The sequence below is a fragment of the Roseateles sp. P5_E8 genome (assembly GCF_054177665.1).
The window spans coordinates 33909-44703 of sequence record NZ_JBGCUM010000047.1 but is presented as its reverse complement, the minus strand read 5'-3'; the positions used below and the strand labels follow the sequence as shown (position 1 = coordinate 44703).

The following is a 10795-nucleotide window of genomic DNA, read 5'->3' as shown; positions in this document are numbered from 1 at the left end:
CTCGGCCGCAACGCTCAAGCGAGCGCATGCGGTGCACCCCATTGYCGCGCTGCAGACCGAGTACTCGCTGTGGACGCGCAACCCCGAGATCGCCGTGCTCGACACCTGCCGCGAGCTGGGCATCGCCTTCGTCGCCTTCAGCCCGCTGGCGCGTGGCTTCCTTGGTGGCGAACTGCGCGACGTGAGCAAGCTGGAGCCCAAGGACATCCGCCGCGCCATGCCTCGGTTTTCGCCGGAGAACTACGCGGCGAATCTGCGGCTGCTGGACGGCTTCCAGGACGAGGCCGCAGGGCTGAACTGCGCGCCGGCCACGCTGGCGCTGGTCTGGCTGCTGCATCAGGGCGAGCACATCGTGCCCATCCCGGGCACGTCCAATCCCGAGCACCTGTGGGAGCTGATGGCCGCGCCGCAGCTGGAGCTGGATGCGGCAACGTTGGTGCGCCTGGGCGAGCTTATCAACCGCCACACCGTCAGCGGCGCCCGCTACAGCGCAGCGACGCAGACCGAGATCGACACGGAAGAGTTCTAGGCTTTCACGACGGCGGCGACTGGACCACGGCTATGCAACACCCGCCGTCAAGCGGCCTCCGGCCGGCGTCTGGGCAGCGCAAGCCTCCAACCGCGCGGCCACCGCCAGCGCGGACCGCACCGCGCTCTCCAGCAGCGGCACGCCGGTTTCGGCGTAGGAGCCGCACCACCACACGCGGCGCTCAGGTTGCGCATGCAACCGCTGCAGCGAGACCAAGGCCGCAGCACTGCCGACGCCAACCAGCGGGCGCTCGAAGCGGGCGTGGCCGATGACACAGTCGTCTCGCGGCGAGCGCTGCGGCATCACGGTCTGGAACAGCGGCGCGGCATGGCGCAGCCCCGGCTGCACGCGGTTGATCCAGATCGTGCTTTCGGGCTGCTCGTGTTCGGCGCAAACGCGAGCGTTCACCGGCGACCAGTCGGCGCGGCGCTGCGGCATCAGCGCCGTGTCGCGGTGCATCAGCACCTCCAGCGCCCGGTAGCGGAAAGCGACCAGCGCCGCCGTCTCGTCCGGCGCGGCGTCGGCCAGCAGCGTGAGGGCCTGGTTGGCCTGCGTGGCGAACACAACATGGTCGAAAGTCTCCTCGCCCGCGGCGCACTGCACCACCACCCGCCCGGCGTCGGTGGGGCACGTCGATGCGGCCACGCCCGGCCTGCGCCGAACAGCCACCACGCCGGCGCTGCACTGCACGCGCGTGATGCCGGCCAGCAGCTTCGCGGCCACCGCGTCGGCGCCGTCACGCGCACGGCGCACGCTCTGGCGCCCCACGCCCGCGGTGGCGTAGCCAGCGACCACGGCAGCGGGGTAGGCGCGTGCGTCTGCTGTGCTGCAAGTGCCGATGGTGGCGATGGCCGGCAACAGCAGGCCGTCAACGAAGTCTGGGGCGATGCGCTCGGCAGTGACGAACTCGCCGATGCTCGCGGCACCCAGATCTCCAGCCGCCTGCGCCGCGCGCGCCCGGGCATGGAAGCGCAGCGCTCCCTGCACGATGCGCCACCCGCGCGCGCTGGCCACGTCATGTGGCAGCACATAGGGCAGCGACCAGCCACCCAGGCGGGCGTTGCGCCAACGGAAGTAGGCACGGCCGTCGCAGCCGCTGAAGGTGGTGGCGTAGTCCACGGGCTCGGTGGCCACGCCGAGCTCGGCATACAGGCGACTCAGCGTCGGGTAGTAGCCGGGGTAGAACACGCGCAGCGGCACGTCGACCCGCAGGCCTGGGGCGGCGGCGTCCACCGCCACCGAGCTGGCGACGAAGCCGGGCACCGCATGGCGTTCGAACAGCGTCACCGCATGGCGCCGCGACAGCTGCCACGCAGCCACCAAGCCGGCGATGCCGCCACCGATGACGGCGATATTCATGGCCGCAGGGTAGCTGGTGTCAGCAGGAGCGCGATGGTCATCTGCTCACATCGAGACCAAGGGGGCCGCTCGCGCAAGTGCATCAGCCAGGTCGGACAGATCATCTTTAAGGGCCGCGACGCGGCGAAGTGGGGGCCAGCAGGTCGCCTTCGTCCCCGTGAGCGTCGTGTTCCATCTGCGCGAGGACGGGCTAGCTGCCCGCGGCCGTCGCTCACCGTGATGCCCTAGCAATTCTCCCAGCAACCACGAGGAGCGACACGGTGGTCGAGATGGACGAGAAGACGCTGGAATCCGGTTGGGTGCGCTGGCGTCAGGACTTCCACCGCTTTCCGGAGACGGGGTTCAACGAACGAGGCACGTCAGAGCGTGTCGCGCAAGTTCTGCAGATGCTCGGGCTGGAGGTCACCGGGGCATCGGAGGAACCGGCGTTGTCGCGTCGCTCAAGGTGGGCTCCGGCCCGGGCGTGATTGGACTACGGGCCGACATGGACGCCCTGGTGATGTCGGAGACGGCGCCGGACGGGCATACGCTTCGGCGAACGCGGGCTGCATGCACGCTAGCGGGCACGACGGCCACATGGCGATGCTGCCGGGTGCCGTTCAATTCCTGACTGCGCGCCGCGACTTCGCCGGCACCGTGCGGTTCATCTTCCAGCGGCCGAGGAGCACGGGCTCGGCGCGGCGGCGATGCTGGCCGACGGCTTGCTGTTCGCGCCCACGGTCAATTGGCCGCAATGCGTGCCCGTGGCGCTTCGAGGGAGTCGACGTGGTCGGTCGTACCGCGTCGACCAAGGCACGTTCACCGCGGCGCCGACGCCTTCGGGAAGTTGTAGATCCTGACCGTCGCCGGAGCGATGTCAAAGCGCCTGGCGCGTGCATCGAAGCGCKCCTCTTCGATGACGACCTCGGGCTTCGCGCCCACCGCGTTGGTGGCTTCAAGGCTCTTGCCCACCAGCGACCAGATCCTGCCCTCTGAGCCGGTGGCGAATCCATCGAAGCTGAGCTCCAGGCTTTGCGCCGTCTCCGTCGGATTCACGACGGCCACGGTCAGCACCTGCTGGTCCTTGCTCAGTGCAGCCATCACGTCGAGAGGGTAGGTGGCGCTGCCGGTGTTCACGCGCGGCTGGTCGCCACCGGCGGGATAGGCAGGCGCCGGCTGGGGCGAGTTGCCGCCGACGCTCACCGGGACGCTGCCGAAATGCCGGTTGTAGAGCTGGAAGACGCGGCCTTTGGCGCTGATGGCCGAGCCCGTCGGCGTCACGTTCATCCAGGCGGTGGCCATCGTGTAGCCGGCCATGTCGATGAAGTCGGTRTGCTTGAAGAACTCGTGGAAGGCGATGGCGATAGGCAGCGTGCCCTTGAAGCTATCGCGGAAGCTGTAGGCCCACTCGTCGAAGAACACCTTGCCCTCGGCCAACTCGGGAAAGAGCTTCTTGTAGTCCTCCCACGCGTCCACCATCGTCGCGATGCGATTGGCCGGCTGGCGGGACCATTCGCTCAGCGACTGCTTGACGTCGAAGAGCTTGCCGGTCTGGAGGTCGAAGCGCTTGTTCTCGGGCGGGTAGGCGTGCGTGGCCAGCGCGTCGAACTTGCCCTTGGAGAACTTGAACATGCCGTAGGCCCAGTCGCGGTCCGAACCGACCTTCACTTCGGGCTGGCCGGCCACGAAGATGCCCTGGCCGGTCGTCATCTCGTCAACAAAACCGCCGGGCGCGATGATGTAGATCGACGGATCGACCTTGCGCATCGCGTCGGCGAACAGGTTGTGCTTGATGACGTACTGCTCGCGCGCCATGTGGCCGAACTGCCAGTGGCCGTACATCTCATTGCCGATGTTCCAGTACTTGACCTTGTAGGGCTGCACCCGCCCGTTGGCGGCCCGCTTGGCGCCCCAGAAGGTGTTGGCCGCGCCGTTCACGTACTCGACGATCTCGGCGCCGGAGCGGGGCTCGCCATAGCCGGTGTTGACGCACCAGTAGGGCTCGCACTGGATGAGCTCGCACATCTGCAGCAGCTCGTCGAGGCCGGCGTCGTTGGGCTGCAGCGCCTTCCAGACGGGGTCGAAGATCGGCGGGCGCTTGTCGGAGTCGCCGATGGTGTCCTTCCAGTCATAAGCCGAGATGAAGTTGCCGCCCGGCATGCGAAGGATCTTGCAGTCCATCTCCTTCATCAGCGCGATGGTGTCGGCGCGGAAGCCCTTGATGTTGTCGGCCGGCATCAGCGAGACCGCGCCGATCAACAGCTTGCCTGAGCCGGTAGCGGTGAAGCTCAGCCGCGCCTCGGTGGCGTCGCCCGATGCGGTGAACTTGAAGGGCAGGGTGCTCCAAGCAGCGCCGGCCTTGAGCTTCAGCGTCTGTTCGCGGCCGGCCGCTTCGGCCAGCGTCAGGGTGATGTCGGTGGGCTGCGTCGCCTTGAGCACGATGCGGCCGGTGTAGGTCTTGCCGCCGAGGAGGGCGATATGCCCTTGGCTGATGCCATGCGGCGTCGTGGGGCTCAGTTCGATGGCCGGGCTGTGTTCGCCCACGTAGGCGTCGGCCGTGTCGAGCGAGACGCTGGCCATGGGGCCCACGGCGGTCCACTTGTGGATGTAGGCCATGGCCGCGCGGAAGTTGGCCGGGTCGGGCTTGGGTTCCTCGGCCTCCAGCACGCCGTAGTAGAACTTCCGGTCGTGCAGCATCTCGGCCCACATCGTGTGGTTGATGATGTTGGCCCCGTGTTCCAGGAAGCCGCCGTAGAGGTAGGGGTTGATCGGCTTGAAGCGCTGGCGTGTGTCGATGGTGCTCTTGATTGCAGCAGGGGATGACGCGTGAGCCTGGGGCATGCAGGCGCCCGCGAGCGCTGCGGTTCCTAGCAGCAGGTGTCGTCTTGTGAAGGCAGCGGATGAGGTCACAGGATCGTCCATGGATCAGCCGCCCGCAGGATGCGGACGAGGGTTTCGATGCGCTGGCCAATCCACGTCAAGAGCCTGGCCAACCCGGCGGGCAATGGTAGCGCTCTCAGGTTGCCTGCTGTCCCCCGATCAAACGACAGCCACAGATGCACCCGGTTCCGCCGTGCCTCTCTTCCCAGCTGAAGAATTTGACGTCTCGGTCGTGCGCAACTGGCCGACGCTGGCGGAGCGGACGAACTCGCGGTTACCGCTACCGCCATTGGTTGCCCTACCAGGCAGCGTGGAACCGTTCCATTTCGTGGGGCGGCTTGACTGGGGCCGTGCCCAACTGCCAGATCTAGGCCCCGCCGCCGGCGAGGTTCTCGCGCAGCTTGCCCAGCAGCGCCAGCAGCTGCTGGCACTCCGCCTCGTCCAGCCCGCTGACGGCCTGGGTCGAGACGCGCTGGGCCTGCTTGCGCACCTGCTGCTGCAAGGCCTTGCCCTCTGCACTGACCTGCAGGCGCACGCTGCGCTTGTCCGCCGCATCGGCGCCGGCCTCCAGCAGGCCACGCTCGCGCAGGCCCGCAATCAGCCGCGCCACCTGGCCCTTGTCACGCCCGGCGTGCTGCACCAGCTCGCTCTGCGTGGCGCCCGGTCGGGCGGCGAAGAAGCCCAGCGCCTTGGCCTCCATATGGCTCAGGTCATGCGCGCCGTCCTTCAAGGCCTGGAACTGCAGTGAGCGGAACAGGTGCATGACCGTGTGGACGCTTTCCACAACCTCCTCGGGCAGGCTGGATTTATGGTTGACAGTATCAACTTGTTTGCGCATGATGGATGACATTATCAACCAATGTCCAAAGCATCATGTCCGAATCCATCACCCCTCCCCTGCGCCGCATCCAGCGCATCCGCCACGAGCTGCAGCGCCGTGATCTCGAAGTCACGCGCGTCGAGCAGCAAAGCCCCAACTTCGTCGCTGTCACGCTGCACGGCGAGTCGCTGGCGAGCTTTCGTTCCGACTCCTTTGACGACCACGTCAAGCTGTTCTTCGGCGACGACGCCAAGCGCGACTACACGCCGCGCAGCTTCGACACCGCACGCCAGGAGCTGACCCTCGAGTTCGCGCTGCACGGTGCCGGCGCGGCCTCCGAATGGGCGCAGCAGGCCAGCGTGGGCCAGCGCCTGGTGGTGGCCGGCCCGCGCGGCTCCATGGTCATCCCGGCCGACTACGACTGGCATCTGCTGATCGGCGACGACTCCGCGCTGCCTGCGGTGCGCCGTCGCCTCGAAGAGCTGCCCGCCGACGCGCGGGTCATCGTGCTGCTGCAGGTCGACCCGGCCGACCGCCTGCTGCCCGCCGGCCGGGCACGCGCAACGCTGCAATGGTTCGACACGACTGAGGCCCTGCACGCCGCCGTCGCCACGCTGCAGCTGCCCGAGGGCGAGGGCTTTGCCTGGGCCTCGGGCGAGGCGGCCGCCATGGCCCAGGTGCGCGCCCTGCTCGCGGACAAGGGCCTGCCCAAGGAGGCGATGAAGGTCGCCGCCTACTGGAAGGCCGGCGCCACGGCTTTCCACGAGACGCTGGAGGCCTGAGGTTCAACTACCTCGCATCAGCCGCATCAGCAAGGCGGCGCTGCGCTGCAGCAGCGGCGTGGCGCGTTTCTGCGCCGGCGTCACCAGGCACAGCGTCGCGCTGATCTCGGTGCCGGCAAAGGGCGTGATCGCCAGCCGCTCTGGCTGCTCGGCTGCGCGTATGGCCTCCTCGCCCAGCGCCGCGTGGCCGATGCCGGCGGCCACCAGGTCCAGGATGGCCGGCACGCTGGAGACCTCCCACAGCACATTGAGCTGCACGCCCGCCATCGCCGCCGACGACTCCATCAGGCTGCGGAAGATGTGGCCGCGCTGCGGCATCACCAGCGGGTAGCGCGCCAGCTGGCGCAGGCTGACCGGGCGCGACGGTGCCTCGCCGGCCGGGCTCACCAGGCAGAGCTTCTCCTGGCGCAGCGGCAGGATCTCCAGCGCCGGCAGCGGCTCGGGGCTGTAGATCAGCGCGAGGTCGGTGCGGCCGGTCAGCAGCCATTCGGTCAGGTGCGTGGAGAAGCCCTCCATGATGGCCAGCCGCGCCAGCGGCAGCTCGGCCTGGAAGGCCTGGATCAGCGCCAGCGTGTGCAGCCGCGCCAGGGTAGGCGGCATCGCAATGGTGATGTGGCCCACCGGCTCGTTGCGCTGGGCCAGCAAGTCCTCCTTGGCCTGGCTGACCAGGTGCAGGATGTCCTGGCAATGCTGCAGCAGGCGCCGCCCCGCCTCGGTCAGCTGCACGCCGCGGCCATTGCGCAGCAGCAGTGTCTCGTGCAGCTCCACCTCCAGCGCGCGCACCTGGCGGCTCAGCGCCGGCTGGGCCACGCCCAGCACCAGCGCCGCCTTGCTGAAGCTGCCGTGCTCGGCCACATGGACGAAGGTCTCCAGCTGGTTCAGGTTCATGCGGGGCATCATCGCATCGGCCATGCCGGGAACGAATAGCAGCTAGCGCCGGCCAGAACTTGTTGGACTAGCCCGGGATCACAAGAATGCGGCACGCTGCCACTGCACTCGCCATGTCACCACCCCAACTCACGCTGCTGTCTTCCATGGCCACCCAGGCGCTGCTGCGCGAGCTGACGCAGGCCTACGAGCAGGCGCAAGGCTCGGTGGTGCGGCTGGAGTCGGTCGGCGGCGTCGATGCCGCGCGCCGCGTGCAGGCCGGCGAGGTGTTCGACGTCGTCGTGCTGGCCGGCGATGCGCTCGAAGCGCTGGCCGCGCAAGGCCTGGTGAGCGCCCCCCGTGCGCTGGCCGATTCGCGCGTGGCCGTGGCCGTGCGTGAAGGTGCGCCCCAGCCCGACATCAGCTCGGAGGACGCCCTGCGCCGCAGCCTGCTGGACGCGCGCAGCATCGGTTATTCCACCGGCCCCAGCGGCCGGGCGCTGCTGCAGATTTTCGAACGCTGGGGCCTGGCCGAGACGCTGCAAGCCCGCCTGGTGCTGGCCCGGCCCGGCGTGCCCGTGGGCCGGCTGGTCGCCGACGGCGAGGCCGAGATCGGCTTCCAGCAGCTCACCGAACTGCAAGGCCTGGCCGGCATCACGCTGCTGGGCGGCCTGCCGCCCGAACTGGACATCGTCACGACCTTTGCCGGCGCCGTCGGTGCGCACAGCACGCAAGGCGAAGCCGCGCAAGGCTTGCTGGACTTCCTGGCCAGCCCGGCCACGGCGGTCCTGAAGCGCAGCCACGGCATGAGCCCATCCACTTCTACCTGAAAGACCCCATGATCATCGACGTCCACGGCCACTACACGACGGCCCCGGCGGCCCTCGGCGCCTGGCGCGACCTGCAAGTCGCCGCGCTCAAGGACCCGACCCGCGCGCCCTCGCCCGCCGACCTGAAGATCAGCGACAACGAGCTCCGCGAGAGCATCGAGACCAACCAGCTCCGGCTGATGAAGCAGCGCGGCTCGGACCTGACCATCTTCAGCCCGCGCGCCAGCTTCATGGCCCACCACATCGGCAGCTTCGAGACGTCCAGCACCTGGGCCGCCATCTGCAACGAGCTCTGCTACCGCGTGGCCCAGCTCTTCCCCGACCACTTCGTGCCGGCCGCCATGCTGCCCCAGTCGCCCGGCGTGGACCCGGCCAGCTGCATCCCCGAACTGGTCAAGTGCGTGGAGCAGTTCGGCAACGTCGGCATCAACCTCAACCCCGACCCGTCCGGCGGCCACTGGACGTCGCCGCCGCTGTCGGACCGGCACTGGTACCCCATCTACGAAAAGATGGTCGAGTACGACATCCCGGCCATGGTCCATGTGTCGACCAGCTGCAATGCCTGCTTCCACACCACCGGCGCCCACTACCTGAACGCCGATACGACGGCCTTCATGCAGTGCCTGACCAGCGACCTGTTCAAGGATTTCCCGACGCTGAAGTTCCTCATCCCCCACGGTGGCGGCGCGGTGCCCTACCACTGGGGTCGCTTTCGCGGCCTGGCCCAGGAGCTGAAGAAGCCGCTGCTGCAAGACCACCTGCTGAACAACATCTTTTTCGACACCTGCGTCTATCACCAGCCCGGCATTGACCTGCTGACCAAGGTGATCCCGGTGAAGAACATCTTGTTCGCCTCCGAGATGATCGGCGCCGTGCGCGGCATCGACCCCGAGACCGGCCACTACTACGACGACACCCGGCGCTATGTCGAGGCCACAGCCAACCTCAGCGACGAGGAGCGTCATCAGGTGTTCGAGGCCAATGCCCGCCGAGTCTTCCCGCGCCTGGATGCGCAGCTGAAGCAGAAGGGACTTTGAGATGTACGAACTGGGCGTCGTCTACCGCAACATCCAGCGCGCCGAGCGCGCCGCCGCCGATGGTCTGGCGCGTTATGGCTCGGCCACCGTGCACGAGGCCATGGGCCGCGTCGGCTTGCTCAAGCCGTATATGCGGCCCATCTACGCCGGCGCCCAGGTCTCGGGCACGGCGGTCACCGTGCTGCTGCAGCCGGGCGACAACTGGATGATGCATGTCGCGGCGGAGCAGATCCAGCCGGGTGACATCGTCGTGGCGGCAGTCACCGCGGAATGCAGCGACGGCTACTTCGGCGACCTGCTGGCCACGTCCTTCCAGGCGCGCGGCGCACGCGCCCTGGTCATCGATGCCGGTGTGCGCGACGTGAAGACGCTGGCCAAGATGGGCTTCCCGGTCTGGAGCCGCCACGTCTCGGCCAAGGGCACGATCAAGGCGACGCTGGGCTCGGTCAACATCGCTGTCGTCTGCGCCGGCATGTGGGTCACGCCGGGCGACGTCATCGTCGCGGACGATGACGGCGTCGTCTGCGTGCCGGCCGCGCGCGCCGCGCAGACACTGGAGGCCGCCGCCGCCCGCGAGGCGCTCGAACTCGCCAAGCGCGAAACTCTCGCCTCGGGCGTACTGGGGCTGGACATGTACAAGATGCGCGAGCCACTGGCCAAGGCCGGACTGCGCTACATCGACTGAATCCCGCACAACAAACGGAGACAACGATGACTACAAGGATGCCGCGCCGCAGCGCTTTCGGCCGACTCACGCTGGCCCTCACGGCGCTGGCCCTCGCAGGGTCGGCCTTCGCGACGGACTTCCCGACCAAACCCGTGCGCATCCTCACGCCCTTCCCCGCCGGCTCCGGCCCCGAGGCCGTGCTGCGCGTGCTGGCCGAGAAGCTGCAGCGCCGCTGGGGCAAGCCGGTCATCGTCGAGAACAAGCCGGGCGCTAATGGCTTTCTCGCCATCGACGCCTTCAAGCGCGGCGCGACGGATGGCTACGACCTGATCCAGCTCGACAACGTCCACCTGGTCGCCTACCCGCACCTGTTCAAGAAGCTGCCCTACGACCCGGTGCGCGACTTTGAGCCCGTGGCGCCGCTGTTCCGCACCTATTTCTTCGTGGCCGTGGCCGCCAACAGCCCCTACAAGACCGTTGGCGACATCCTGGCCGATGCCAAGGCCCACCCCGGCGAGCTGAACTACGGCTCCTGGTCGGTCGGCAACCCGGTGCACCTGGGCTCGGCGCTGCTGGAGGCCATGAGCGGCACGCAGATGCAGCACGTCGTCTACAAGGAGACCTMGCTGCTCTACACCGGCGTGGCCAATGGCGAGCTGCGCTGGGCGCTGGGCTCGCTGGCCACGGCCGGCCCGCTGTACCGCGCCGGCAAGCTGCGCTTCATCGCCGTCACGGCGCCGCAGCGGCACGGCGCCTTCCCGGACCTGCCGACGGTGGCCGAGTCGCGCGGCCCGGCGGGCTACGAGATGACCGGCTGGACCACCATCGCCGCGCCCAAGGGCCTGCCCAAGGACGTGGCCGACAAGATCAACCAGGACATCGCCGCCTCGCTGGCCGAGCCGGACATGAAGGAGCGCTACGCCGCCTTCGGCTACGAGCCCTTCCCGGTCACGCGCGAGCAGTTCACCGCGTTTATCGCCGCCGAGTCCGCCAAGTACGCCGACGTGATCAGGCGCGCCAAGGTCGCCCTGGACTGAGCGTCGCG

The 10795-nt window shown here is 68.5% G+C and carries 10 protein-coding genes and 1 pseudogene; 7 read left to right on the top strand and 4 right to left on the bottom strand.

The genetic code is table 11. The annotated features are described in order from the left end of the window. A partial coding sequence (locus ACXRVZ_RS21650) for an aldo/keto reductase (RefSeq protein WP_458232809.1) occupies positions 1 to 529 on the top strand: 529 nt, incomplete at its 5' end. Between the two features lie 30 nt (positions 530 to 559). On the opposite strand, the gene ACXRVZ_RS21645 is transcribed toward ACXRVZ_RS21650, so the two are convergent. Next, the gene (locus ACXRVZ_RS21645; RefSeq protein ID WP_457425481.1) at positions 560 to 1888 is read right to left on the bottom strand and encodes an FAD-dependent oxidoreductase; all 1329 of its coding nucleotides are present in this window, start codon (positions 1886 to 1888) and stop codon (positions 560 to 562) included. Between the two features lie 269 nt (positions 1889 to 2157). Here ACXRVZ_RS21645 and ACXRVZ_RS21640 point away from each other — a divergent pair. Further along, positions 2158 to 2592 (top strand): annotated as a pseudogene (locus ACXRVZ_RS21640) (M20/M25/M40 family metallo-hydrolase); the annotation flags it as partial. Between the two features lie 94 nt (positions 2593 to 2686). On the opposite strand, the gene ACXRVZ_RS21635 reads toward ACXRVZ_RS21640, so the two are convergent. Next, positions 2687 to 4708 carry a hypothetical protein gene (locus tag ACXRVZ_RS21635; protein ID WP_458232808.1) on the bottom strand — a complete coding sequence of 674 codons (2022 nt, stop codon included), beginning with the start codon at positions 4706 to 4708 and terminating at the stop codon, positions 2687 to 2689. 406 nt (positions 4709 to 5114) lie between these two features. Beyond that, positions 5115 to 5585, bottom strand: coding sequence for a MarR family winged helix-turn-helix transcriptional regulator (locus ACXRVZ_RS21630; RefSeq protein WP_457425477.1), 471 nt, complete (start codon positions 5583 to 5585; stop codon positions 5115 to 5117). Positions 5586 to 5620: 35 nt separating this feature from the next. Here ACXRVZ_RS21630 and ACXRVZ_RS21625 point away from each other — a divergent pair, with 35 nt between their 5' ends. Next, positions 5621 to 6349, top strand: coding sequence for a siderophore-interacting protein (locus ACXRVZ_RS21625; protein WP_457425475.1), 729 nt, complete (start codon positions 5621 to 5623; stop codon positions 6347 to 6349). 3 nt (positions 6350 to 6352) lie between these two features. On the opposite strand, the gene ACXRVZ_RS21620 is transcribed toward ACXRVZ_RS21625, so the two are convergent. After that, positions 6353 to 7237 carry a LysR family transcriptional regulator gene (locus ACXRVZ_RS21620; protein ID WP_457425473.1) on the bottom strand — a complete coding sequence of 295 codons (885 nt, stop codon included), beginning with the start codon at positions 7235 to 7237 and terminating at the stop codon, positions 6353 to 6355. Between the two features lie 113 nt (positions 7238 to 7350). On the opposite strand from ACXRVZ_RS21620, the gene ACXRVZ_RS21615 reads away from it, so the two are divergent. The 4 genes from ACXRVZ_RS21615 to ACXRVZ_RS21600 are packed head-to-tail and all read left to right on the top strand — an operon-like array spanning position 7351 to position 10787. After that, positions 7351 to 8046 (top strand): substrate-binding domain-containing protein, encoded by a 696-nt coding sequence (locus ACXRVZ_RS21615; RefSeq protein WP_457425471.1) that lies wholly within the window; start codon positions 7351 to 7353, stop codon positions 8044 to 8046. An 8-nt stretch (positions 8047 to 8054) separates the two neighbouring features. Next, positions 8055 to 9083 (top strand): amidohydrolase family protein, encoded by a 1029-nt coding sequence (locus tag ACXRVZ_RS21610; protein ID WP_457425469.1) that lies wholly within the window; start codon positions 8055 to 8057, stop codon positions 9081 to 9083. A gap of 1 nt (position 9084) precedes the next feature. Next, entirely contained in the window at positions 9085 to 9768 is a 684-nt protein-coding gene (gene ligK / locus ACXRVZ_RS21605; protein WP_457425467.1) for a 4-carboxy-4-hydroxy-2-oxoadipate aldolase/oxaloacetate decarboxylase, read from the top strand. A gap of 26 nt (positions 9769 to 9794) precedes the next feature. After that, positions 9795 to 10787, top strand: coding sequence for a Bug family tripartite tricarboxylate transporter substrate binding protein (locus ACXRVZ_RS21600; protein WP_458232807.1), 993 nt, complete (start codon positions 9795 to 9797; stop codon positions 10785 to 10787). The last annotated feature ends 8 nt before the right edge of the window (positions 10788 to 10795 follow it).